This is a genomic window from Helicobacter pylori NQ4053 (assembly GCF_000274605.1).
GTDB classification, from domain to species: domain Bacteria; phylum Campylobacterota; class Campylobacteria; order Campylobacterales; family Helicobacteraceae; genus Helicobacter; species Helicobacter pylori_CV.
Window position 1 is genome coordinate 67,334 of record NZ_AKNV01000001.1, and the last position, 24,498, is coordinate 91,831.

The window sequence follows — 24,498 nt, forward strand, 5'->3', positions numbered from 1 at the left end:
TTTAAAATAAATTTTGGATTTTTAACATGTCGGTTACTAAGTGTTCTAACTCATCAGGTTTGAGCATGTTCGCCCCATCGCTTAGGGCGTTTTTAGGATCAATGTGCGTTTCAGCGAATAGTCCATCAATCCCCACCGCCGCCGCCGCTCTGGCTAAAATAGGGGCAAAAGAGCTGTCGCCTGAACTTTTCCCATTCGCACCCCCTGGCATTTGCACGCTATGGGTAGCGTCAAAAATCACAGGGGCAAACTCTCGCATGATTTTTAAAGAGCGCATATCCACCACTAAATTCCCATACCCAAAGCTGCTCCCCCTTTCACACAACCACACGCCATTTTTCAACGCTGTTTCATAAGTGGGGCTTTGAATGCTTTTATCCCTTGTTTTAAGGGCTTTTAAGACAGAATATTGCATGTCTTTTGGGTTCATGAATTGCCCTTTTTTGATATTGATAATAGCGTTAGTCTGGCTCACTGCTACAATCAGATCCGTTTGGCGGCACAAAAACGCCGGGATTTGTAAAATATCCGCTACTTTGGCTGCCACGCTTGCTTGATAGCTCTCATGCACATCGGTTAAAATCTTATAACCAAATTCCTCTTTGATAATTTGCAACATTTCTAAGCCTTTTTCTAAACCAGGCCCTCTGTAACTCTCCAAACTCGTGCGGTTAGCCTTATCAAAACTCGCTTTAAAATAAAAATCCAACCGCTCGTTGTTGGCTAGGGGTTGCAATTTAGTAGCGATACTTCTTAGATTTTCTAAGCTCTCAATGACGCATGGCCCAGCGATTAAAACGGGTTTAGGGGTTTTTGTTTTAGAAGTTTTCATGACTTTTCCTTTGTTTAATGGTTTCTTCAATCGGCTCAAAAAAATGGCTTTCAAAATTATAATTATAAATCCTGCCTGTTTCTATGATATAGTGCCAACCAAAAATTTTTAATTCGTTATTTATCACTCTTTCTTGAATGAAATCATAGCTTAAGAGGTTGTTGAGTTGCAAGCGCACATTCAAACGCTCTGTAAGCCATGAACGCTTGGCGGAATGGTTGCTGAATTGCGGGTGATCTTTTAATTCTTCTTTAATAGGCTCTAAAAATTGTATCCAGTTTGCAATGTAAGGGGTTTTAGCTTTGGTGGTTTCATCATGGATTAAATGAATGCTCCCGCAAGCCCCACAATCGCTATGCCCGCAAATGATTAAGTTTTGAATGCCCACATGCGCAATAGCGTATTCAATGCTCGCAATGGTAGAAAGGGATTCTTTATAACTTGTTTTAGGGGGGATCACATTGCCCATATTGCGGATCACATACAATTCGCCCGGTTTGGTGCCGGTGATTAAATTAGGCACGACTCGTGAATCCACGCAAGAAATGAACAAAGTGTGGGGCTTTTGCTTGGTTTTTAAGCTCTCATAAAGCTCTTTAAGCTCTTCATATTCATTCTCTTGAAACTCTAACGCTCCTAAAAACGCTTTCACTCTTTAACCCTTAAATCTCATTTTCTTAAACTTGGTTTTCATTTTAAAACGCTTATCATAGCTAAAAATCTTGCATTTCTTTTTGTTATAATGGCGTTATTTTACACTTTAAAGGGCTTTCATGCAATTGTGTATCGCATTGGATTTAGAAAAAAAAGAGGACAACCTTTTTTTATTACAAGAATTAAAGGGCTTAGAGTTATGGGCTAAAGTGGGGCTTAGATCTTTTATAAGAGATGGGGCTGTTTTTTTAGATGAAATCAGAAAGATTGATGAAAATTTTAAGATCTTTTTAGATTTGAAACTCTATGATATCCCTTATACGATGGCAAATGCCGCGCTAGAATGCGCGAAATTAGAAATTGACATGCTCACCGTGCATTTAAGTAGTGGCAAAAGCGCGCTAACAGCTTTAATGCAACGCCTGAACGCTCTCAAAAAACGCCCCTTAATCATGGGCGTGAGCGCTTTAACCAGCTTTAGCGAAGAGGAATTTTTGATGGTGTATAACGCTCCTTTAAAAACGCAAGCGATCACATTAAGCGCTATGGGTAAAGAGAGCGGGATTGATGGGGTGGTGTGTTCGGTGTTTGAAAGTTTAGCAATCAAAGAGGCTTTAGGTCAAGGCTTTTTGACTTTAACCCCTGGCATAAGGCTCAATAAAAGCGATAAAGAGGATCAAGAAAGGGTGGCGAACGCTAAAGAAGCCAAACAAAATTTAAGCGATTTTATCGTGGTGGGCCGCCCCATTTATCAGGCTAAAGAGCCTAGAGAAGTGGTTTTAGAGCTTTTAAAGGATTGTTAAATGCGCGTGTTAGAAACGATTGCCACTTTAAGAGAATATCGTAAAAATTTGAAAGAAAGCGTGGGGTTTGTGCCGACTATGGGGGCTTTACACAAAGGGCATCAAAGCTTGATAGAAAGGAGTTTGAAAGAAAATTCCCACACGATTGTAAGCGTTTTTGTCAATCCCACGCAATTTGGGGCTAACGAAGATTTTAGCGCTTACCCACGCCCTTTAGAAAAGGATTTGGCTTTGTGTGAAGGATTGGGCGTTAATGCGGTATTTTTGCCTAAAATTGACGAAATGTATCCCTATGAAGCAGAGCAACGCCTGAAACTCTACGCCCCTACATTTTTATCTAGCTCTTTAGAGGGAGCGGTGCGTAAGGGGCATTTTGATGGGGTGGTTCAGATCGTGTTAAGATTGTTCCATCTTGTTAATCCTACTAGAGCGTATTTTGGCAAAAAGGACGCCCAACAGCTTTTAATCATCCAGCATTTAGTCCAAGATTTGCTTTTAGACATTGAAATAGCGCCATGCGAGATCGTGCGCGATGACGATAATTTGGCTTTAAGCTCTAGGAATGTGTATTTGAATGCAACAGAAAGAAAACAAGCCCTAGCTATTCCAAAAGCTTTAGAAAACATCCAGCAGGCCATAGATAGGGGCGAAAAAGCGTGCGAAAAACTGAAAAAACTAGGGCTTGAAATTTTAGAAACCTTGGAAGTGGATTATTTGGAATGTTGCAACCACAAGCTAGAGCCTTTAAAAACCATAGAGCCAACTAACACGCTCATTTTAGTGGCGGCTCGTGTGGGTAAAACCAGGCTTTTAGATAATTTATGGGTGTAGTTTGGAATTTTTGTGGCGACCCTTGAAAGATTTGAACTTCCGTTTCCACCGTGAAAGGGTGGTATCCTTGGCCACTAGATGAAAGGGTCATTTTTAACGATTGACTATTGTATTGGAAATAAAGCGTAGAAAATGATTTAAAAAGTTCTTGGTGGCGGAGCGGACGGGACTCGAACCCGCGACCCCCTGCGTGACAGGCAGATATTCTAACCAGCTGAACTACCGCTCCCTATCCAAACCCCATAGCCTAAAAACGCATGCTTGAAGCTAAGTCAAAAATGGTGGTCGCTATAAGACTCGAACTTATGACATCTACCTTGTAAGGGTAGCGCTCTACCAACTGAGCTAAGCGACCACAATATTGAGATAAAATCCAACTAAATCTATATTAAAAGAGTGGTGACTCCTAGGGGATTTGAACCCCTGTAACCACCGTGAAAGGGTGGTATCCTAACCACTAGATGAAGGAGCCACTACGCTCAAATGGTGACCCGTGTTGGATTTGAACCAACGGCCCATTCCTTAAAAGGGAATTGCTCTACCAGCTGAGCTAACGGGTCTCACAAAAAGATAATGATACAATTTTTTTTAACGCTTGTCAAGAATAATTGAAAAATATTGCGGTTTTCATAGAAACGACACGCTCTCAAAACGGCATGGGTAACAAATATTACGCTTAAAACTTTGGCTGCGCTTAATAGCATAAAGATTAAACGCTAATTCATGCGTTTTAATGTTGGTTAGCGTTAGCTTTGGGGTTTTAAAAAGGCTTTGTTCCTCCCAAGCACTAATAAATCTTATTAGGATTTCATGCTTTTTTGTTTAAAAAATTTCATTTTTAAAAAATGGGGTTTTGTTTTATTGTTTTAGATCTTATTTTGTTGTAAAACGCATTTTCTTAAGTTTTATTTTATTTTCTTAAAGGGATAGGGGGGAATTTTACGCTTGACCCCCAAAAAAAAAGGGTTCAAAAAAAAGGGTTCAAAAAAAAGGGTTCAAAAAAAAGGGTTCAAAAAAAGAGAGTTTAAAAGAAATCCCCTAAAAAGGGAGTTTCACAAAGGGTTTTAACGCTTTAATAAGCAAACACATAATTCAAATACACGCTATAAAGCCTGCGGTATTGGAGTTGAGTGCCTAGCAAAGAATAGTAATTCGTGTTAATAGTAGGGATCTTCACGCCTAATTCCACGCCATGCTGAGCCGCATGATCGCTCGCTTTCTTTTTGTTTTTAGCGAGGTTCATCCTCAAGCCTAAATTGAATAAAAACTGGAAATTCGCCACATTCATTTTAGCGCTATAGAAATTATTGAATGTCGCTAAATTCACGTATTGGGAATTAAGCCACGAAGTTCCGGCTAACGCAATCCCCCCAAACACCCCAAAAGAAATCTTGCTGTTTTTAGTGGCTTTGTCATTGATGAAGTTATAAAGGACATCTGTTCCTACCCCATAAGTGAACACATCAGAGGCGGAGTTGAAAAAGCTGGATTTGATATAGGCATGGTTATAGTCAAAAAAGCCGTAATACCTTAATCCCCACCTTCTTTTTTCACCAAAGAATTGCTTATAGCCCACTTGCACGCCGATCCCATTCATCGCGCCGTTGTTGGTTTGAGAGCTGATTAATCCAACGCGTCTGAAAGGGTTATGCCCTAATTCTTGCGTGGCGCTTAATAATTGCGAATAAGCGCTTTGGTTGACTTGATAAACGGCCTGTAAGCCCCCGGGGTTATTAGGGTTAGTGGATTGGCTTATCAAATTTTTAAGGAATGGGGAATTGGGCGTGTTTGAAGCGGTCGTGGTGATGCTGTTATAAGTGTTGTTTAAAGTGCTAAGGCTGCCTCTAAAATCAAGTATCGTGCGCGCCAACAACTCAGATTGCTTGATTTGCTCGGCTTGAGTGCCAAAATGCGCAAGGCTGTTGTTTAAAGCCGTTATGGTCTCTTCCACATAGGCGCAGCCGGCCCCCCAAGTGTTAGAAGTAACCCCTGCATTAGGTAATGTCCCACCCCCATTTCTGCAAGCTGCTAAGTAATTTGATACAAATTGGCTTGGGATAGTGTTAAGGTCTTTTTTGATTTGATCGGCTAGTTCAAGCATCTTGGCTTGCGCTTGCGCGTGATTGAGCATGTTTTGAGCGAAAGCCCTATCAGCAGAGGTGTAAGGATTGAAATCTTGCGGCGCGCTTTGGTTGTTTTGCTGGTTAAGGCTTTGAGCTTGTGCGACGATTTCTTGGGCGTTTTTGATCATGCTAGTAACGGCGCTAAATTCAGTGGCAAAGATTTGGCACGCATTCCCGCCTGTATTGATGCCCCATGGGCTACCATTACCCGGAGCGTTTTCATCATGCGTGGATCGCACTAAGGGGCATTGGGTGTTAAGGACATTCATGATCGCGCTCGCTTGTTCCAAAAGGTTTTGAGCGGTATTGGTGAAGGTAAAGCTTTGCGTTTCTTTGTTGTTACTACCATTGCTAGTTACACCATTACTGCTGCCATTTTTTTGACAGAATTGATTCACACCACCATTAATATCAGCAGTTTGTTTGCATTCGTAGGTGTATGTTACTGTCACTTCTGTGCCTTTCCCGTCCAAGACAGGAAACCCACTCCCATTCTTTAAAGCCTGTTGGATGGCTTGATAGGCTTTATTGAGTTTTTCAAATTCTTGGATAGACATGGATTTACCAGGACCAGTCGCTTCATACCGGTTGCAAGTGATGCTTGTTGAATAGCTTCCTGGTTGGTCATTGAAAACAACGCTGCCAGGCCCACTCCCTGTGCCATTGCCATTCCCGCACATTATCGCATAGCCTATCACGTTCCACAAGCCCACCGCCGCATTGAGCGCCAAAGAGACGGCTTGATAGGCGGGGGAATTGGTTTTTTCGCCGGTCAACCCTTGCGTGTTGGCTTTTAAATTATCGATCGCCGCATTGATTTGTGAAGGGCTGCTCGCGTTCGTTACCGCCTGATTGAGGTTGTTAAAATTGCTTAAAAGGTTGCTCAAATTCTCATAAGTGTCTGAGAGCTTTTTCAATTCGCCGGTGTTTTTCACCATTTGAGCGGCTTCACCGATCTGATAGCCCGCGCTGATAAAAAAGCCGTTGTCTTCAGCGTTTAAAAGCGATGAAGCGAGAGAGAGAGAGTAAAAGGGTTTTTTTCATAAATTTTCTCCTTGGAATTAAATTGAGTGATTGAGATTTGATACATTAAGAATGTATTTGAAGCATTGTAGCATAAAATCGTTTTTTTTTTTTTGTCATTTGGAGAAAATTTAGAATTTTTGCACTTTTTGCGCGTTTGTTTGGGTGGCATTGGAAAGGGTTTTTAGGTTTTATTTTAATGGAACGCTAATGATAAAAGCCTGATTTTAATGGGGATTTTTTGTTGCGCGTTTTTCAAAACGAGCGGTTTTGTCAAAGCACCCCCCCAAAAGAGAGGGTTTTAGAAAAAGGGGGATTTTAGAAGCGGATTATACTAAAAAGCAAGGGGGCTTACATCATGCCGCCCATGCCTCCCATTCCGCCCATGCCACCCATATCAGGCATTGCTGGGGCCGCTTTTTCTTCTTTGATTTCATGCACGGTGGCTTCTGTGGTTAAAAGCAGGCTTGAAACCGAAACCGCATTTTGTAAAGCGATCCTTTCTACTTTTAAGGGGTCAATAATGCCTTCTTTAAACATATCCACATACTTGCCATTGCTAGCGTTAAAACCAAAATGCCCTTCGTGTTTTTCTACTTCATTCACGACCACACCGCCATCATAACCGGCATTGATAGCGATTTGAGCTAATGGGGCTTTAATGGCGCGCATGATGATTTCATAGCCCACTTTTTCATCATCGTGTAAATTCAAATGCACTTTTTGAGCCGCACGAATGAGAGCCGCACCGCCGCCAATCACAATGCCTTCTTCAACAGCCGCTTTAGTCGCGCTCAACGCATCATCCACCCGGTCTTTTTTCTCTTTCATTTCCACTTCACTCGCAGCGCCCACTTTAATCACAGCCACACCGCCAGAGAGTTTAGCCAACCTTTCTTGCAATTTTTCTTTGTCATAATCGCTTGTCGTGCTTGCAATTTGGGTTTTGATTTGCGCGACTCTGTCTTTAACGTCATCGCTATGGCCTTTGCCATCCACGATCGTGGTGTTGTCTTTGTCAATCACAATCCTTCCGGCTTTGCCTAAAAACTCCACTTCAGCGTTTTCTAGACTCAAGCCCAATTCTTCGCTAATAACTTGACCGCCGGTTAAAATAGCGATGTCTTTGAGCATTTCTTTTCTCCTATCCCCAAAGCCCGGAGCCTTAACCGCTGCGATATTCAACACGCCTCTTAATTTATTCACCACTAGAGTCGTTAAAGCTTCGCCCTCAATGTCTTCAGCGATGATTAAAAGCGGTTTACCCTCTTTCATGGTTTTTTCCAATAGCGGAAGAATGTCTTTCATGCTAGAGATTTTTTTATCCGTTAAAAGGATGTAAGCGTTATCCAATTGAGCGGTCATTTTCTCAGCGTTGGTTACAAAATAAGGGGAGAGATAGCCTCTATCAAATTGCATGCCTTCTACGACATCTAGTTCGTCTTCAATGCCCTTAGCTTCTTCAACGGTGATCACGCCGTCTTTGCCCACTTTTTCCATAGCGTCAGCGATGAGTTTCCCGATATTGTGATCGGAGTTTGCAGAAATGGTCGCTACTTGGGTGATTTCTTCTTTACCGCCTACTTTTTTGCTCGCTTTTTTAAGCTCATTAATGATCGCTTCAGCGGCTTTATCCATGCCTCTTTTCACTTCAATAGGGTTAGCCCCAGCCGTGATATTCCTCAAGCCTTCTTTAAAAATGCTATAAGCCAGCACGGTCGCTGTGGTCGTGCCATCGCCGGCAGCATCAGCGGTTTTGCTCGCTACTTCTTTAACGAGTTGAGCGCCCATGTTAGCTACTGGGCAACTTAATTCAATCTCTTTAGCCACGCTCACGCCGTCTTTGGTGATGCTTGGAGCGCCATAGCTTTTTTGGATCAACACGTTCCTGCCTCTTGGCCCCATGGTTACTTTGACAGCGTCATGGAGTTGTCTCACGCCTTCAAATAGAAGGTTTCTTGCACTATCTGAAAATTTAATTTCTTTTGCCATTGTGTATCCTTAATAATAATGTTTTTTAGTGTTTTTTGTGATCATGACAGCAAGCTTCATGCTCTTTAGCATGTTTATGGTCATGATTACCTGTATGACAACAAGATCCCGCACCCACAATGCCCAGAATGTCTTCTAATTCTAACACCATGTATTCGGTGCCGTCTAAAACGATTTCTGCGCCTTTGTATTTGCCAAAAGCGATCACATCGCCTTCTTTAACGCATTTGCAACCCTCACTGATTTTATGGCTAACGGCTTTAACCACACCCATTAAAGGCTTTTCTTTAGCGTTATCAGGGATGATGATGCCTGAACTGGTTTTGTTCTCTTCTTCAAGTCTTTCTACTAAGACCCTTTCTCCTAATGGTTGAAACTTCATTTCAGTTCTCCTAAGTTTTGATAAATAAAATAGAAATTTAGCGCTTATTGTTATTAAGCGACACAACTATAGCGCATTTTTAGGGATAAGTCAAGCCATAAAACCAAAGCTAAGATTAAATTATAAGGATTATTAAGTCTATTTGTATCAAGTTTCATTAGTTTAAAAATATAAGGATTAGAAAAAGGGGCGTTATTAACAAACCTTTTTGAAGATTTTATTTATTGAGTATAATCCCTTTTGAGAAAGTCAAACCAAAAAAGCCCATTTAAAGAAAGCATGAAAAATGATTCTTAAAAGTTCCATTGATCGCCTTTTACAAACGATAGACATTGTAGAAGTCATTAGCTCTTATGTGGATTTGAGGAAATCAGGCTCTAGCTACATGGCTTGTTGCCCGTTTCATGAAGAAAGGAGCGCGAGTTTTAGCGTCAATCAAATTAAAGGGTTTTACCATTGCTTTGGGTGTGGGGCGAGCGGGGATAGCATTAAATTTGTGATGAAGTTTGAAAAGCTTTCGTTTGTGGAAGCGCTTGAGAAATTAGCCCACCGATTCAATATAGCTTTAGAGCATGACAAAGGCGTTTATTACGATCATAAAGAAGATTACCACCTTTTAGAAATGGTGAGCTCGTTGTATCAAGAAGAGCTTTTTAACGCCCCGTTTTTTTTGAATTATTTGCAAAAAAGAGGGCTTAGCCTAGAGAGCATCAAAGCGTTTAAATTAGGCTTATGCACGAATAGAATTGATTACGGCATTGAAAATAAAGGCCTGAATAAGGACAAGCTCATTGAATTAGGCGTGTTAGGCAAGAGCGATAAAGAGGATAAAACCTATTTGCGTTTTTTAGATCGCATCATGTTCCCTATTTATAGCCCTAGCGCTCAAGTGGTGGGTTTTGGAGGGCGCACCTTAAAAGAAAAAGCGGCTAAGTATATCAATTCGCCCCAAAATAAGCTTTTTGATAAATCCAGTTTGCTCTATGGCTATCATTTGGCTAAAGAACACATCTATAAACAAAAGCAAGTCATTGTAACAGAGGGGTATTTGGATGTGATTTTATTGCACCAGGCGGGTTTTAAAAACGCCACAGCCACGCTTGGGACAGCTTTAACGCCATCGCATTTGCCCTTGCTTAAAAAAGGCGAGCCAGAAATCCTTTTAAGCTATGATGGGGATAAGGCAGGGCGGAATGCGGCTTATAAAGCGAGCTTGATGTTGGCTAAAGAGCAAAGAAAGGGGGGGGTGATTTTGTTTGAAAACAACCTAGACCCTGCGGATATGATCGCTAATAACCAGATTGAAACCTTAAAAGACTTGTTATCGCGCCCCATAGCTTTTATTGAGTTTGTTTTAAGGCGCATGGCGGATTCCTATCTTTTAGACGATCCTTTAGAAAAAGATAAGGCCCTTAAAGAAATGTTAGGGTTTTTAAAAAACTTTTCCCTGCTTTTACAAAGCGAATACAAGCCCTTAATCGCTGCACTTTTGCAAGCGCCTTTGCATGTTTTAGGGGTTAGAGAGCGAGCCTCTTTTCAACCTTTTTACCCCAAAACAGAAAAACCCAATCTTGCTCAAAAGTTCGCCCATGTTCCTAACACGATGAGTTTGGAATTTTTAGAAAAATTAGTGATCCGCTATCTTTTAGAAGACAGAAGCTTGTTGGATTTGGCGGTGGGTTATATCCATAGTGGGGTATTCTTGCATAAAAAACAAGAATTTGACGCTTTGTGTCAAGAAAAATTAGACGACCCTAAATTAGTTGCGTTATTATTAGATGCGAATTTACCCCTAAAAAAAGGGGGTTTTGAAAAGGAATTGCGTTTGTTGATTTTGCGCTATTTTGAGCGGCAACTCAAGGAAATCCCTAAAAGTTCGCTCCCTTTTAGCGAAAAAATGATCTATTTAAAAAAGGCCCGCCAGGCCATTATGAAATTAAAACAAGGAGAATTAGTCGCCATATGAAAAAGATTAAAGCTTTAGCCCTATTTAGTGGGGGGTTGGATAGTTTGTTGTCTATGAAATTACTCATTGATCAAGGCATTGAAGTAACCGCTTTGCACTTTAATATAGGGTTTGGAGGGAATAAAGATAAAAGAGAGTATTTTGAAAACGCCACCGCGCAAATTGGGGCTAAGCTCCTAGTGTGCGATATTAGAGAGCAGTTCTTTAACGATGTGTTATTCAAGCCCAAATACGGCTATGGGAAGTATTTCAACCCTTGCATTGACTGCCATGCCAACATGTTTAGGAACGCTTTTTATAAAATGCTTGAATTGAACGCGGATTTTGTTTTGAGTGGGGAAGTGCTAGGGCAACGCCCTAAATCCCAAAGGAAAGAAGCGCTCAATCAGGTGAGGAAATTAGTCAGAGAAGTGGGCGAAGAAGCGCGTTTTGATCCCATTTTAGACCGAACGCAAGCAGGCGGTGAAAAACCGCAATTTTTAGATGAATTGCTCTTAAGGCCCATGAGCGCTAAACTCTTAGAGCCTACTTTTATGGAAAAAAAGGGTTTTGTTGATAGAGACAAGCTTTTAGATGTGAGTGGTAGGGGGCGCACTAGGCAATTGCAAATGATCAAAGATTACGGCTTGAAATATTATGAAAAGCCAGGTGGGGGGTGCTTGCTTACAGACATTCAAGTGAGCAATAAGATTAAGAATTTGAAAGAATACAGAGAAATGGTGTTTGAAGATGGCGTGATTGTCAAAAACGGGCGTTATTTTGTCTTACCCCATAACGCTCGTTTGGTGGTGGCAAGGAATGAAGAAGAAAACCATAAATTAGACATTGAGCACCCCTTAATGGATAAGATTGAATTATTAAGCTGTAAAGGCCCTTTGAGTTTAGTGGATAAAAACGCCAGCAAAGAAGATAAAGAATTAGCCGGTCGTATCGCTTTAGGCTATGCTAAGACTTTAAAAAATCAAGCTTATCTCATTCAAATAGGGAATGAAAAGCGCGAGCTTTACCCTTTGGATAAAGAGAACGCTAGGGAGTATTTGTTCGCTTAAAAGGGAGTTTTTTTGAGGGTTTTAGGGGTTTTCTTTTTATGCTATAATGGAAAAAGCTCTAATCATTAAGCTATTTGCTAGGAGGTTTGCATGCAAGAGTTTTTAGGTTTTGGTGTGGTGGGGAATTTTGCAGGGCATTTGGAGCAAGCAGGAGAGAGTCATAGTTTTATTAACATGAAAAGCGAAGAAAAGGACGCCCCTAAGGGACTATTCCCTTTTTATATCCCCTATGAAAATTGTTATTTGGGGCGTTGTTGCATTGATAACCATAAGATTATTTTGCCTAATGATTTGGATTTGAAGGTGCAAGCAGAGCCAGAAATCGCTTTAGAATGCGATGTTAAGTATGATGAAAAACATTTAGTAACCAAGCTTGTGCCTAATTTTTTCATGGCGTTTAATGACGCTTCTGTACGCAACTTAGAAGCCACAAAACTTTCCCAAAAAAAGAATTTTTCACCAGCTTCTAAAGGTATAGGGCAGAAATTGCCCATTGACAGGTTTGTTTATGGGGGGGTGTGCAATAATTTTTCTATCGCGTCTTTTTTGAAATACGACAATGTTTGGCACATCTATGGGGAAAACAGCAAATTGCTCAAATACGAGTTTTTTTATCAAAAGCTTTTAGATTGGATCAAAGACAGATTGAACCACCAACAAGATGGCGATTCTTTAGAAGCTTTAAGGCCTTTTTTAGAGCGCCATAATTTCCCTACTAAAATGATTTTTGCGATCGGGGCTACCCCTTATATGCCTTTTGCGCAAGAGCATTTCTTACAAAAAGGCGATGAGGTGGTGATTATTGCTTACAACCATTTACAATATAGTTTTGAAAAGATTCAAAACCTCTTAGAAGAAGACACCCTACAAACCAAAGAACACGCTAATCTTTCTTATGTCTATCAAATCGTAGAGTAGTAAGGCTTTTTCTCTTTAGCTTTGCTTTTTTACCCCTTTTAAAGATAAAAACCACCCCTTTTGACCCCCTTTTAGAGGATTTTTATGGTTTTTTTGAGATAATTAAACCTTAGAAAGTTAATTAAAATTAAACAAAAGGGTTATGATGTCCGCTCATTTTTTAAAAATCGTTTTTTTAGTAGGCATGTGCGTTTCAAGTTTGTTCGCTGAAGGTTTAGAGGGGTTTTTTAACGCTCTAGAAGCCCAGCTCAAAAGCCCCATCGCTAAGGGGATTTTAATGGTGATTTTCATAGGGATCGCTATTTATGTGTGGAGGAATTTGGACCGGTGGAAAGAGATTTTATTTACGATCCTTGGCGTGGTGTTTGGGATTTTTTTGTTCTTTAAGGCCCCGAGTTTGGCGAATTGGTTTATGGGAATTTTTTAATGATTATCTTATCAGCGAGCGTGAAGAATTTGCGTGAAATTTCGGTTAAAGAAAAATTTTTATGGCTGAACGCTAAATCTTATTTGATTTCTGTTTTTGCGCCTTTTATTTTGCTCCCTTGGATTGATTTGTTGAGCGCTTTTTTATTGTATTTAGGGTTTTTAGCGCTCTTTAGCGTGCTGGAATTTTTTGATGAAGACATTGCAGATATTATTGTGGCTAAAAGCAAAATAAAGACCAAAACCAAATGTTATAGAGCGTAGGATGTTAGAAAAGCTTTTAAGCGCTATCAAACAAAAAATTTCAAACTATTTTTTAGGGGTTTTGCCTAAAAGCTATTCTATGAGCGAAGAAAACAACATTTTAGGCTTGTATGATGAGCATTTTTTACTCACTAAAAACGAAAATTTAGTGGGCATCCTCCGTTTAGAAGGGGTTAGCTACACCCATTTAAGCACAGAGCAATTGCAAGATCTTTTCACCGAGCGCCAGATGGCGTTGGATTCTTTGGAAAAAGTCGTGGCGCGCCTCGTGGTTAAAAGGCGTAAAATTGATCACCAACAAAACATTCAATCTGATTCTCAATACTTGCAAGCGATCTTGAATCAATTTGAAAACAAAGAAGTGTATGAAAACCAGTATTTTTTAGTTTTAGAAAGCACTCACTCTTTGCATGGCGTTTTAGAGCATAAGAAAAAATCTTTCATGCATGCCAATAGGGAAAATTTTAAGGATATTCTCTCTTATAAAGCGCATTTTTTGCAAGAAACTTTAAAAAGCCTAGAAATCCAGCTCAAAAATTATGCCCCCAAACTCTTAAGCTCTAAAGAGGTTTTGAATTTTTATGCGGAATACATCAATGGGTTTGATCTCCCTTTAAAGCCCCTAGTAGGGGGGTATTTGAGCGATAGTTATATCGCTAGTTCTACCACTTTTGAAAAAGATTATTTCATTCAAGAAAGTTTTAACCAAAAAACCTACAACCGCTTGATTGGCATTAAAGCTTATGAGAGCGAACGCATCACTTCTATAGCGGTGGGAGCGCTTTTATACCAAGAAACGCCTTTAGATATTATCTTTTCTATAGAGCCTATGAGTGCGCATAAAACGCTGGGTTTTTTAAAAGAGAGAGCCAAGTTTAGCATGTCTAATCTTGTTAAAAACGAGCTACTAGAATACCAAGAATTAGTCAAAACCAAACGCCTATCCATGCAAAAATTCGCCCTAAACATTCTTATCAAAGCCCCCAGTTTAGAGGATTTAGACGCTCAAACCAGCTTAGTTTTAGGGCTTTTATTTAAAGAAAACTTAGTGGGCGTTATAGAAACTTTTGGCTTGAAAGGGGGGTATTTTTCCTTTTTCCCTGAACGCATCCATTTAAACCACCGCTTGCGTTTTTTAACCTCTAAAGCCCTAGCGTGTTTAATGGTGTTTGAAAGGCAAAATTTAGGCTTTAAGGCTAATTCATGGGGGAATAGCCCTTTGAGCGTGTTTAAAAATTTGGATTATTCCCCTTTTTTATTCAATTTCCACAACCAAGAAGTGAGCCACAAGAACGCTAAAGAAATCGCCAGAGTGAACGGGCATACTCTAATCATAGGGGCTACCGGGAGCGGTAAAAGCACGCTGATTAGCTTTTTAATGATGAGCGCTTTGAAATACCAAAACATGCGCCTTTTAGCCTTTGACAGGATGCAAGGGTTGTATTCTTTCACCAAATTTTTTAAAGGGCATTACCATGACGGCCAATCTTTTAGTATTAACCCCTTTTGTTTAGAGCCTAATTTGCAGAATTTGGAATTTTTGCAATCCTTCTTTTTGAGCATGTTTGATCTTGCCCCTTCAAGGGATAAAGAAGCCTTGGAAGATATGAATGCGATTTCTAGCGCGATTAAGAGCCTTTATGAGACCTTATACCCTAAAGCCTTTAGTTTGCTAGACTTTAAAGAAACGCTTAAAAGAACCTCATCTAACCAACTGGGCTTGAGCTTGGAGCCGTATTTGAATAACCCCCTTTTTAACGCTTTGAATGACGCGTTCAATTCCAACGCTTTTTTAAATGTAATCAACTTAGACGCTATCACCCAAAACCCTAAAGACTTAGGGCTTTTAGCCTATTATTTGTTTTATAAAATCTTAGAAGAATCCAGGAAAAACGACAGCGGTTTTTTGGTTTTTTTAGACGAGTTTAAATCCTATGTGGAAAACGATTTACTGAACACCAAAATCAACGCTTTAATCACGCAAGCCAGGAAAGCTAATGGCGTGGTGGTGTTGGCTTTGCAAGACATTTACCAATTAAGCGGGGTTAAAAACGCCCATAGTTTTTTAAGCAACATGGGGACTCTCATTTTGTATCCGCAAAAAAACGCTAGGGAATTGAAACACCATTTCAATGTGCCTTTGAGCGAGACTGAAATTTCTTTTTTAGAAAACACCCCTTTGTATGCCAGACAGGTTTTAGTCAAAAATCTGGGTAATGGGAGTTCTAACATGATTGATGTGAGTTTGGAGGGCTTGGGGCGTTATTTGAAAATCTTTAATTCAGATTCTAGCCATGTCAATAAAGTGAAAGCGTTACAAAAAGACTACCCTACAGAGTGGCGTGAGAAACTTTTGAAGAGTTAGTTTTAAAAGTCAGTTTCAATATCGTGTGAAACACTCCTATTCAGATGGCTAAGGCACACAAGAAATTAGGGGACTCTGCTGTATTCCTACCCTGAAGCGTTACCCTAAATTCCTATTGCATAGGTCTAAATAAGAGCTTAGGGATCATTTTAGCCATAAAAAGCTTATGTTTTCATTAAAAATGTTATGATACGCTCAAATAGTCAAGCAAAAAATGTCAATTAAAAGGGTTAGATTGAAAATATTCGTTCTGTTGATGTCGGTAATTTTAGGAATATCATTAACAGGTTGCATAGGCTATCGTATGGACTTAGAACATTTTAACACGCTCTATTATGAAGAAAGCCCCAAACAAGCTTATGAATATTCCAAACAATTCACTAAGAAAAAAAAGAACGCTCTTTTATGGGACTTGCAAAACGGCTTGAGTGCTTTATACGCCAGAGATTACGAGACTTCTTTAGGGGTATTAGATCAAGCCGAGCAACGCTTTGATAAAACCCAAAGCGCTTTCACAAGAGGGGCTGGTTATGTGGGCGCTACCATGATTAATGATAACGTGCGCGCTTATGGGGGGAATATTTATGAGGGCGTTTTAATCAATTATTACAAAGCGATAGACTACATGCTTTTAAACGATAGCGCGAAAGCTAGGGTGCAATTCAACCGCGCGAACGAACGCCAGCGCAGGGCTAAAGAATTTTATTATGAGGAAGTGCAAAAAGCCATTAAAGAGATCGATTCTAGCAAAAAGCACAATATTAATATGGAACGCTCTAGGGTAGAAGTGAGCGAGATTTTAAACAACACCTATTCTAATTTAGACAAATACGAAGCTTATCAAGGCTTGCTTAACCCGGCGGTTTCGTATCTTTCAGGGTTGTTTTACGCTTTAGATGGGGATAAAAATAAGGGGTTAGGCTATCTTAATGAAGCCTATGGGATCAGTCAAAGCCCTTTCGTGGCTAAAGACTTGGTTTTTTTCAAAAACCCTAACAGAAGCCATTTCACTTGGATCATCATTGAAGATGGTAAAGAGCCGCAAAAAAGCGAATTTAAAATTGATGTGCCTATTTTTATGATTGATTCGGTTTATAACGTGAGTATAGCCTTGCCCAAGCTAGAAAAAGGGGAAGCGTTTTATCAAAATTTCACCTTAAAAGATGGAGAAAAAGTAACGCCCTTTGACACTTTAGCCTCAATAGATGCGGTGGTCGCCAGCGAATTCAGGAAGCAATTGCCCTACATTATCACTAGGGCTATTTTATCGGCCACTTTTAAAGTGGGCATGCAAGCGGTGGCGAACTATTATTTGGGGTTTGTTGGAGGGTTAGTAACTTCGTTGTATTCAGGTGTTAGCACCTTTGCAGACACCAGAAACACGAGCATTTTTGCCCATAAAATCTATCTTATGCGTATCAAAAATAAAGCTTTTGAAAATTATGAAGTTCGAGCTGATTCTATTGACGCTTTTTCGTTTTCATTAAGGCCTTGTAAAAGATCGCTTGAAAGCCCCAAAGTCATTGATGCTAGGGAATTGCTTTCTGGGTTTGTAACAGCCCCACAAATCCTTTGCTCTAACCGCCATAATATTTTATATGTGCGCAGCTTTAAAAACGGGTTTGTTTTGAGTCATTTAAAATGATTCCAAAACACCCAAAGAAATTTTTAGTTTTTAAGTGTCGTTGGCATTAAACACAAACACGATATAATTATAAAACGATACGAAAACCTAAATTAAGGGGAAGTCATGGCTGATAGTTTAGCGGGCATTGATCAAGTTACGAGTTTGCATAAAAATAACGAGTTGCAATTATTGTGTTTCAGGCTGGGTAAAAACAAGGATTTGTATGCGGTCAATGTCTTTAAGATCCGTGAAGTGGTGAAATACCATGGCAATCTCACCATCATCAGCCACGAAAACAATTCGCTCGTTGAGGGCTTGATCATTATAAGAGAGCTCACCATTCCTTTGATTGACATGAAAAAATGGTTTTATTATGACAGCCAGAACAAGAGCAAGGATTTACGCCCTTACAGGATAGAAAAAGAAAAAGGCGAAGACGATATTGTCATGATTTGTGAGTTTTCTCGCTGGACCATAGGGGTCAGGATCTATGAAGCGGATAGGATTTTGAGCAAGAAATGGACTGAAATGGAGCAAAGCGCTGGGCTAGGGGGATCTGCAGGCAATAACAAGCTCGTGAGCCGCACGCGCTATTTTGATGGGCGCTTGGTGCAAGTGGTGGATATTGAAAAAATGCTTATAGACGTGTTCCCTTGGATTGAAGATGAAAAACACAACGATTTAGAGACGCTTTCTAAAATCCATTCTAACCAATGCGTTTTGCTCGCTGATGACTCCCCAAGCGTTTTAAAAACCATGCAAATGATTTTAGACAAGCTGGGCGTCAAGCATATAGATTTTATCAATGGTAAAACCTTACTAGAGCATTTATTCAACCCAACAACCGATGTGGGCAATATTGGCCTGATTATTACCGATTTAGAAATGCCAGAAGCGAGCGGTTTTGAAGTGATCAAACAGGTTAAAAACGATCCTTTGACTTCAAAAATCCCTATCGTGGTCAATTCTTCTATGAGCGGGAGCTCTAATGAAGACATGGCTAGGAGTTTGAAGGCCGATGATTTCATCTCCAAGTCTAACCCTAAAGACATCCAGCGAGTGGTTAAGCAATTTTTGGAATTAGCATGAAAAAATACAGCGCTATCCCCACCCCTTGCTATGTGCTAGAGAGCGAACGCTTAGAAAAAAACGCCAAGATTTTAGAAATCGTGCACCAACAAAGCGGGGCAAAGGTTTTGCTCGCTTTAAAAGGGTATGCGTTTTGGCGTGAGTTTGGGATTTTGAGGCAAAGATTGAACGGGTGTTGCGCGAGCGGTCTTTATGAGGCTAGGCTCGCTTTTGAAGAATTTGGAGGGCGAGAGAGCCACAAAGAAATTTGCGTTTATAGCCCGGCTTTCAAAGAGGCTGAAATGAGCGCGATTTTACCCTTAGCGACAAGCATTATTTTTAACTCTTTTCACCAATACGCCACCTATAAAGATAGGATTTTGGATAAAAACAAGCAATTAGAAAACTTGGGCTTAAGCCCCATTAAAATGGGCTTAAGGATCAACCCTCTCTATAGCGAAGTAACCCCAGCGATCTATAACCCATGCTCTAAAGTGAGCCGGTTAGGGATTACGCCTAGCGGATTTGAAAAGGGGGTGAAAGAGCATGGCTTAGAGGGGGTGAGCGGGTTGCATTTCCATACGCATTGCGAGCAAAACGCTGACGCTTTGTGCCGGACTTTAGAGCATGTAGAAAAGCATTTCAAGCCCTATTTAGAAAACATGGCGTGGGTGAATTTTGGTGGGGGGCATCATATCACTAAGAGCGATTATGATGTGAATTTGCTCATCCAAACGATTAAGGATTTTAAAGAGCGTTATCATAATATAGAAGTGATCTTAGAGCCTGGGGAAGCCATAGGGTGGCAATGCGGGTTTTTAATCGCAAGCGTGATAGACATCGTTCAAAACGATCAAGAAATTGCGATTTTAGACGCTTCTTTTAGCGCTCACATGCCTGATTGCTTAGAAATGCCTTATCGCCCTAGTATCCTTAAAATTTCCGTAGAAAATGATGAAGAGCTTGTTGAAGTTGAAAAGGGCGAAAATCAAGGGGCGTTTTCTTATTTTTTAGGCGGTCCTACTTGTTTAGCGGGGGATTTTATGGGGAGCTTTAGTTTTGATACGCCTTTAAAAAGGGGCGATAAAATCGTGTTTCAAGACATGCTCCATTATACGATTGTCAAAAGCAACTCGTTTAATGGCGTGCCGCTCCCAAGCCTGGCTAAAATAGACTCGCAAGGTTTTAAAATCCTCAAAAACTTTTCTTATGAAGATTATAAAAACAGGAATTAAAGCTTTTAATTAAGTTTTTTTAATTAAGTTTTTTTAATTAAGTTTTTTGGGGCTTGTAAAAAGGCTTACGCATAACATTCCAGTGCCAAGCCCAGCCAACACCGCGCCAATGGTGTGCATGTCTAAATAAATGCGAGCGAGCATGGTTAAAGGGACTAGGGGCAAGAGCCACAAGTATTTTTTAAAAGAATAACGGCGCATTAAAAACGCCACCGCCAAACCCACCATAGACGAATGCCCGCTTGGCATGTTGAAATTACCCCCATAAGGGCGCTCGCCCAAACGCTGCTCATTGATTGTTACATGGTTTAAGGCTCTTTTGGTGGCATGCGTGAGAAAAGTTGTAGCGATAGAAGCGTTAGCGACTTGAAAAAGCCCTATCGCATCTCTTTGAATCAAGGGAATCGCCACAGATAAAATCGTGGGGATAAAGCGCGCGTAATGCTCGGTGAAATGAAACACCAAAGGCACGCTTTGGTGTTTAGGGACTTTAGGGAAAGGCACAAAAACACCCAGCAAAATCAAGCCCAAACTGAGCGCTAACAAAGTTTTAGAAAAGCTTTTGGGCAGGCTTTCACAAAATTTTTGTTTAAATAAGAATTTTTTCATGAGTGTTATTTTACTCTTTTTTGTGTTTAAATAAATCTAAAGAAGGGCGATAAACAACGCTTGGGTTTTTAAAATCTTCAAACACCCCTAAAACGCTATGGAAAATCACGTTTTGATTAATGGGGGTTTGGGTTTGAATGATGGAATGCTTCTCTTTAAAAAGATCATTGGCATAAACGATAAAGGGGATCTCGTATTGCTCTTTGGGGGCGATGCTTTTAGGAATGCCATGCAAATAGAACGCTTCTTCGCCCAAACTTTCGCCATGATCGCTTAAATAAATCATTAGGGCGGGCTGTTTGGCTTTTTCAAGCATGCTAATGATTTTGTCTAACAGATAGTCGTTGTAAAAAATGGTGTTGTCATAGGCGTTAATCAGGCTTTCTTTGGAGCAAGAAGATAAATCAGCGCTTGAGCAATAGGGCTTAAACACCCTAAAATTTAAAGGCACTTTGTTGTCATAGTTGGGGCCATGCGAGCCGGCAAGGTGTAAGATGAGCAAGACATTTTCATTAGAGTGTTCTTTTAAAAGGTCAGGCAAATTATAGAGTAAGGATTCATCATAAGGAGCGATCGCTTCGCAATTGGGGCATTTTTGAATCAATTCGTAGTTTTTACGATAGCTGGTAACCTTAACGTTCTTTTCGCCGTCATTCGCGCTATACCAAAAGACTTTGATACCCGCTTTAGTCAAGTAAGTTGGCAAATTTTCATAAACGCCCAAGCTGTTTTTAAAAGAAGAATCTAAAATGCATTCCAAACTCGCTGTCGTGTAAGTGGCGCAAGAAGTGGCGTTAAAAAGGGTGAGTTCATGATTTTCTAAGCGTTTGCTTAATCTTGGGGTGGTGGGTTTTTGATAGCCATAAAGGGCGTAATTGCGCTTCCTAGCGCTTTCGCCAATGACTAGCACCACAAACGAATGAGAATGGTTGGGCGAAAAGAGAGGGAGCGGCTTGATAGTGGGGGCGAAAAATTTAAGAGCGCTCACTCTAAAGGCGTTCACGCTATAAGCGAAGGGCAGGATTAAGCCCCCTATGAATTTCGCATGCTTGTCAAACCACAGCCAATTTTTAGCGTTCATAAAAGCGCTAGCGATAAAGATAAACACTAACGCCAAGATCGCTAAGAATGGCGCTTTTTTAGAAGAATTTTTAAGGGGGATTTTATAGATGATATAGCCAGGCAACACCCCAAAAACAACGATAAAAAGGAATAATTTAACGCTCAAAAAGCCTAAAACTTCATGCGTGTTGGTGTTTAAGACATTGCCCATCATGCTCTTATTTAAAAACACCTTATAAGCGCTAATGAAATAGAAAGCGACAGAATTGAGCCAACTAAAAACTATCGCGCTCCAACGCATCAAAGAAGCAGAGATCAAGCCTAACGCCAAAAAAAGAGCGCCATTGACGCAAAAAAGCACGATAACCATCATGGCTATAAAACTAACCTGGTTGCTTTCTTTATAAATGTAAGCGAACAAAGGGAAATGGTATAAAACGCCAAAAATAAGGCTATAGAGCAAACCGGCTTGCAGACAACTTAGGGGCTTTAAAAACTTCAGATGGAATAATGATGTCAAACACGCCCCTTAAAATCAATCAATCTTAGGATTATATCGTAGGTATGGGGATTTTATGGTTTATTTTAAAGTGGAAAGTGCGTTTTTTAGGGTGGTTGCATTTAAGGGCTTTAAAGCGCGTTGGTTGTAGGATTTCATCACGCCCCATAGTTAGGATATGGGGCAAATCCAAATAAGGAGCATGCCATGAAGCGTAAAAATGGCAAACGCTCTTGGAAACTATTATACCTTGAAATTTCTTTTTCTTGGTTTAAGGTAGTGTTTTTGATGAAACGCTAATTTCTAAGAGCGTTCCATAAGCCTAAAAAGCTTAGGGGTTTCCTTGTGGGTGGTTTGTCCTTGACTTTGGGGCGTTTTCATTGGGTTATAAAAATGATCGCTTGAATAACGCTAATTTTTATTTAGATTGTAAAAAACGCCTTTGAGTATTTTTTGTGATTAACGCTTGAAGTCAAAAAACTTTGTTTGGTGGAAAAATTAAAAAAGTTTAGAAAAATAAAAACTTTATGAAAAGATTAAAAAGCGAGTGGGAAGTCAGCGTAAAAAGATTAACCCCCTAAAAAAGAGAGGGTTCAAAAAAGAAATCCCTTAAAAAGGGAGTTTTAAGTTTTTAGTAAGCGAACACATAGTTGAGATACACGCTATAAAGCCTTCTGTATTGCAAGGTAGTGCCTAGCAAAGAATAGTAATTCGTGTTGATCGTGGGGATCTTCACGCCTAATTCCATGCCATGTTGCGCACTATGATCAGCGCCTCTTCTCTTATTCCTGGCGAGATTGGTCCTTAAGCCCAGATTGAATAAGAATTGGAAATTCGCCGTGTTGATTTTGGCCTTATAGTAATTGTTCACGTTCGCTAAATTCACATACTGAGAATTAAGCCATGAAGTCCCGGCTAAGGCGATACCGCCAAACGCGCCAAAAGAAATCTTATTGTGTTTAGTGGCTTTATCGTTGATGAAATTCACTAACAAATCGCTCCCCACGCCATAAGTCCAAACATCAGAATCGGAGTTGAAAAATTGGGATTTGTTATAGGTGTGGTTGTAATCCACAAAGCCGTAGTATCTCGCGCCCCATCGTTTGTTTTTCCCAAAGAATTGCTTATAGCCCACTTGAAAGCCGATCCCGTTCATCGCGCCGTTATTGGTGGTAGAAGCGGCGATTAGCCCAGCGCGTCTGAAAGGGTTGCTGCCGAGTTCTTGGCTCCTAGATTGCACTTGAGAATGGATGTTGGAGTCAATGTAGTAGTTATCCTGTATGCCTTGCGGGCTGTTAGGGTTAGTCTTTTTGCTCACCACATTTTGTAAAGATTGCGCATCAGGCAAGCTTGAGAGCGCTGCTGTGATGCTGTCATAGTGTTCGCCTAGTTTTTTGTATTGGCCGCTGAAGTTCGCTAAAGTGTAGGCGAGGTTTCGCGCGTTATGGATTTGCTCCGCTTGGTCGCCAAAATGAGCGATGCTGTTTTTTAGATTCGTTACGGTCTCTCCCACATACGCGCAACCGGCTCCCCAAGTGTTAGAAGTAACCGTGCCAGATGGCGTGCCACGGAGATTGCCGTCGCTACCCTTTTCATGGCACACCCCTAAAGAGTCTTTCACGAATTCTGCAGGGATTCTTTCAAAGTCTTTCACCACTGCTTGAGCGCGATTTAAAATCTCCGCTTGCGCTTTGGCGTTAGCGAACATGCTTTGGGCGAAGTTGGCGTCTTTATAGGGGTTGAATGTCTTCCCGGTGTCTAGGTTGTGCTGGTTTTGCGCGTTGGCAGCAACGATCTTGGATTGCTCTACGGCTATTTCAGCGTTTTTGATCATGTCTTGAATCGCGCTGATTTCATTTTTAAAAATCCCGCACGCGCTCCCATCGCCTTTATCTATCCCAGCCCATAAGCTATTGCCACCGCCCACATTACCTGCACCGCCATTACTCAACCGTGGGCATGCTTCATTAAGAGTGGTTAAAATAGTGCTAGCCTGTTTTAAAAGCTCTTGAGCGTTATTTGACACTTTGATGTCTTCTTTAATTTCTTTATACTCCCCATTTACCCACTTGACTGAAACAAATCCATTAGTCCATGGGAATTTCCATCTTTCTCCTGGCTGGACGCTATCATTTTTTTTCCCTTTAATTTCAAAATTAAGTTCTTTGGTGTCGCTTAAGGCAGGAATATCTTGCCCACTGCTCCCAAAAGCCTTTTGGATGATTTGATAGGCTTTATTGATTTTTGCGTAATTTTCAGTGGATATAGCGCTCCATTTTCCTGGTTCATAAAATGAATCGCAAGTAATGGTAGTCCCCCATGCTGTTGGCACATTTTCAAAAGTTTGAACGCCCCCATTTTTGTCTTTGTTAGAGCCGGGGCCACAAACGCTGATCGCATAGCTCATGACTTGCCACAACCCCGCTGCTGCATTCAGTGCTAAAAGCACCGCTTGATACGCCGGGGAATTCTTTTTATCATTGATTAAATTCTTCGCACTAGCGTTCAAATTGCCCCTTGCGTTGTTGATAGCGTTGGGGTCGGCGGACTGCCTGATGAGAGTGTTTAGGACGCTATAATTCGTTAAAAGATTGTTCAATCTTTCATAGCTGTCTGAGAGTTCTTGAATGCCTTTAGTGTTTTTCACCATTTGAGAGGATTCACCGATTTGATAGCCGGCGCTCACAAAAAAGCCGTTGTCTTCAGCACTTAAAGCGGAAACTAAAAGCGAACCTAAGGTTAATGACAGAAATTTTTTCTTCATGTTTTC

18 protein-coding genes, 5 tRNA genes, 1 other RNA gene and 1 pseudogene are annotated in these 24,498 nt (G+C 40.6%); 11 read left to right on the forward strand and 14 right to left on the reverse strand.

Going from position 1 to position 24,498, the window contains the following annotated elements; all coding sequences use genetic code 11:
• Position 1: 1 nt before the first annotated feature.
• Positions 2–832, reverse strand: coding sequence for a 3-deoxy-8-phosphooctulonate synthase (gene kdsA / locus AYS37_RS00345; RefSeq protein WP_000858139.1), 831 nt, complete (start codon positions 830–832; stop codon positions 2–4).
• Positions 819–1,484, reverse strand: coding sequence for a carbonic anhydrase (locus tag AYS37_RS00350; RefSeq protein WP_000642993.1), 666 nt, complete (start codon positions 1,482–1,484; stop codon positions 819–821). The genes kdsA and AYS37_RS00350 overlap by 14 nt, the downstream gene beginning before the upstream one ends.
• A 121-nt stretch (positions 1,485–1,605) precedes the next feature.
• Between AYS37_RS00350 and pyrF the strand changes: the two genes are divergently transcribed.
• A complete protein-coding gene (gene pyrF / locus AYS37_RS00355) occupies positions 1,606–2,289 on the forward strand; it encodes an orotidine-5'-phosphate decarboxylase (protein WP_001175246.1) in 684 nt (227 codons plus the stop codon).
• Positions 2,290–3,120: a pantoate--beta-alanine ligase gene (panC, locus tag AYS37_RS00360; protein WP_001264305.1), complete on the forward strand. Its 831-nt coding sequence runs from the start codon at positions 2,290–2,292 to the stop codon at positions 3,118–3,120.
• Between the two features lie 13 nt (positions 3,121–3,133).
• Here panC and AYS37_RS00365 read toward each other — a convergent pair.
• From AYS37_RS00365 to groES, 8 genes and pseudogenes are all read right to left on the reverse strand, one after another.
• Positions 3,134–3,209: transfer RNA gene (locus AYS37_RS00365), tRNA-Glu, on the reverse strand.
• Positions 3,210–3,272: 63 nt separating this feature from the next.
• Positions 3,273–3,349: transfer RNA gene (locus AYS37_RS00370), tRNA-Asp, on the reverse strand.
• 50 nt (positions 3,350–3,399) lie between these two features.
• Positions 3,400–3,475 (reverse strand) — tRNA-Val (locus AYS37_RS00375).
• A gap of 42 nt (positions 3,476–3,517) precedes the next feature.
• Positions 3,518–3,592: transfer RNA gene (locus AYS37_RS00380), tRNA-Glu, on the reverse strand.
• Positions 3,593–3,604: 12 nt separating this feature from the next.
• Positions 3,605–3,680: transfer RNA gene (locus AYS37_RS00385), tRNA-Lys, on the reverse strand.
• 512 nt (positions 3,681–4,192) lie between these two features.
• Positions 4,193–6,287 (reverse strand): annotated as a pseudogene (gene sabA / locus AYS37_RS08555) (Hop family adhesin SabA/HopD).
• Between the two features lie 330 nt (positions 6,288–6,617).
• Positions 6,618–8,258, reverse strand: a complete 1,641-nt coding sequence (gene groL / locus AYS37_RS00400) for a chaperonin GroEL (RefSeq protein ID WP_001040278.1) — start codon at positions 8,256–8,258, stop codon at positions 6,618–6,620.
• A gap of 25 nt (positions 8,259–8,283) precedes the next feature.
• Positions 8,284–8,640, reverse strand: a complete 357-nt coding sequence (groES, locus tag AYS37_RS00405) for a co-chaperone GroES (protein WP_000671927.1) — start codon at positions 8,638–8,640, stop codon at positions 8,284–8,286.
• Positions 8,641–8,926: 286 nt separating this feature from the next.
• Here groES and dnaG point away from each other — a divergent pair, with 286 nt between their 5' ends.
• The 6 genes from dnaG to AYS37_RS00435 all read left to right on the forward strand — a co-directional run bounded on the left by dnaG (position 8,927) and on the right by AYS37_RS00435 (position 15,628).
• Positions 8,927–10,606 carry a DNA primase gene (gene dnaG, locus AYS37_RS00410; RefSeq protein WP_000601617.1) on the forward strand — a complete coding sequence of 560 codons (1,680 nt, stop codon included), beginning with the start codon at positions 8,927–8,929 and terminating at the stop codon, positions 10,604–10,606.
• Complete coding sequence (locus tag AYS37_RS00415; protein ID WP_000721192.1) at positions 10,603–11,655, forward strand: MnmA/TRMU family protein; 1,053 nt, start codon at positions 10,603–10,605, stop codon at positions 11,653–11,655. The genes dnaG and AYS37_RS00415 overlap by 4 nt, the downstream gene beginning before the upstream one ends.
• A 90-nt stretch (positions 11,656–11,745) precedes the next feature.
• A complete protein-coding gene (locus AYS37_RS00420) occupies positions 11,746–12,573 on the forward strand; it encodes a DUF5718 family protein (RefSeq protein ID WP_001154860.1) in 828 nt (275 codons plus the stop codon).
• 145 nt (positions 12,574–12,718) lie between these two features.
• Complete coding sequence (locus AYS37_RS00425) at positions 12,719–13,000, forward strand: TrbC/VirB2 family protein (protein WP_001272690.1); 282 nt, start codon at positions 12,719–12,721, stop codon at positions 12,998–13,000.
• On the forward strand, positions 13,000–13,263 hold the full coding sequence (locus tag AYS37_RS00430) for a hypothetical protein (protein WP_000584956.1): 264 nt from the start codon (positions 13,000–13,002) through the stop codon (positions 13,261–13,263). The genes AYS37_RS00425 and AYS37_RS00430 overlap by 1 nt, the downstream gene beginning before the upstream one ends.
• Position 13,264: 1 nt before the next feature.
• Positions 13,265–15,628: a VirB4 family type IV secretion/conjugal transfer ATPase gene (locus AYS37_RS00435; protein ID WP_000890496.1), complete on the forward strand. Its 2,364-nt coding sequence runs from the start codon at positions 13,265–13,267 to the stop codon at positions 15,626–15,628.
• Positions 15,629–15,662: 34 nt separating this feature from the next.
• Here the strand turns inward: AYS37_RS00435 and ffs are convergent.
• Positions 15,663–15,760, reverse strand: an RNA gene (gene ffs, locus AYS37_RS00440) — signal recognition particle sRNA small type.
• Positions 15,761–15,932: 172 nt separating this feature from the next.
• Here ffs and AYS37_RS00445 point away from each other — a divergent pair.
• The 3 genes from AYS37_RS00445 to nspC all read left to right on the forward strand — a co-directional run bounded on the left by AYS37_RS00445 (position 15,933) and on the right by nspC (position 19,558).
• Positions 15,933–17,273, forward strand: a complete 1,341-nt coding sequence (locus AYS37_RS00445; protein WP_001874427.1) for a COG3014 family protein — start codon at positions 15,933–15,935, stop codon at positions 17,271–17,273.
• A 105-nt stretch (positions 17,274–17,378) separates the two neighbouring features.
• Positions 17,379–18,344 (forward strand): chemotaxis protein CheV1, encoded by a 966-nt coding sequence (cheV1, locus tag AYS37_RS00450; protein WP_000785486.1) that lies wholly within the window; start codon positions 17,379–17,381, stop codon positions 18,342–18,344.
• Positions 18,341–19,558: a carboxynorspermidine decarboxylase gene (gene nspC / locus AYS37_RS00455; RefSeq protein ID WP_000760836.1), complete on the forward strand. Its 1,218-nt coding sequence runs from the start codon at positions 18,341–18,343 to the stop codon at positions 19,556–19,558. The genes cheV1 and nspC overlap by 4 nt, the downstream gene beginning before the upstream one ends.
• A gap of 33 nt (positions 19,559–19,591) precedes the next feature.
• Here nspC and lpxE read toward each other — a convergent pair whose 3' ends face one another.
• From lpxE to labA, 3 genes are all read right to left on the reverse strand, one after another.
• Positions 19,592–20,128 (reverse strand): lipid A 1-phosphatase LpxE, encoded by a 537-nt coding sequence (gene lpxE / locus AYS37_RS00460; protein ID WP_241209031.1) that lies wholly within the window; start codon positions 20,126–20,128, stop codon positions 19,592–19,594.
• Between the two features lie 49 nt (positions 20,129–20,177).
• The gene (gene eptA / locus AYS37_RS00465) at positions 20,178–21,749 is read right to left on the reverse strand and encodes a phosphoethanolamine--lipid A transferase EptA (protein ID WP_000202297.1); all 1,572 of its coding nucleotides are present in this window, start codon (positions 21,747–21,749) and stop codon (positions 20,178–20,180) included.
• 610 nt (positions 21,750–22,359) lie between these two features.
• Positions 22,360–24,492 carry a Hop family adhesin LabA gene (labA, locus tag AYS37_RS00480; protein ID WP_000726332.1) on the reverse strand — a complete coding sequence of 711 codons (2,133 nt, stop codon included), beginning with the start codon at positions 24,490–24,492 and terminating at the stop codon, positions 22,360–22,362.
• Positions 24,493–24,498 lie beyond the last annotated feature (6 nt).

Coding starts and splice junctions, on each gene's coding strand:
- kdsA (WP_000858139.1), bottom strand. CDS start 832: ATGAAAACTTCTAAAACAAAAACCCCTAAACCCGTTTTAATCGCTGGG.
- pyrF (WP_001175246.1), top strand. CDS start 1,606: ATGCAATTGTGTATCGCATTGGATTTAGAAAAAAAAGAGGACAACCTT.
- panC (WP_001264305.1), top strand. CDS start 2,290: ATGCGCGTGTTAGAAACGATTGCCACTTTAAGAGAATATCGTAAAAAT.
- groL (WP_001040278.1), bottom strand. CDS start 8,258: ATGGCAAAAGAAATTAAATTTTCAGATAGTGCAAGAAACCTTCTATTT.
- groES (WP_000671927.1), bottom strand. CDS start 8,640: ATGAAGTTTCAACCATTAGGAGAAAGGGTCTTAGTAGAAAGACTTGAA.
- dnaG (WP_000601617.1), top strand. CDS start 8,927: ATGATTCTTAAAAGTTCCATTGATCGCCTTTTACAAACGATAGACATT.
- AYS37_RS00415 (WP_000721192.1), top strand. CDS start 10,603: ATGAAAAAGATTAAAGCTTTAGCCCTATTTAGTGGGGGGTTGGATAGT.
- AYS37_RS00420 (WP_001154860.1), top strand. CDS start 11,746: ATGCAAGAGTTTTTAGGTTTTGGTGTGGTGGGGAATTTTGCAGGGCAT.
- AYS37_RS00425 (WP_001272690.1), top strand. CDS start 12,719: ATGTCCGCTCATTTTTTAAAAATCGTTTTTTTAGTAGGCATGTGCGTT.
- AYS37_RS00430 (WP_000584956.1), top strand. CDS start 13,000: ATGATTATCTTATCAGCGAGCGTGAAGAATTTGCGTGAAATTTCGGTT.
- AYS37_RS00435 (WP_000890496.1), top strand. CDS start 13,265: ATGTTAGAAAAGCTTTTAAGCGCTATCAAACAAAAAATTTCAAACTAT.
- AYS37_RS00445 (WP_001874427.1), top strand. CDS start 15,933: ATGGACTTAGAACATTTTAACACGCTCTATTATGAAGAAAGCCCCAAA.
- cheV1 (WP_000785486.1), top strand. CDS start 17,379: ATGGCTGATAGTTTAGCGGGCATTGATCAAGTTACGAGTTTGCATAAA.
- nspC (WP_000760836.1), top strand. CDS start 18,341: ATGAAAAAATACAGCGCTATCCCCACCCCTTGCTATGTGCTAGAGAGC.
- labA (WP_000726332.1), bottom strand. CDS start 24,492: ATGAAGAAAAAATTTCTGTCATTAACCTTAGGTTCGCTTTTAGTTTCC.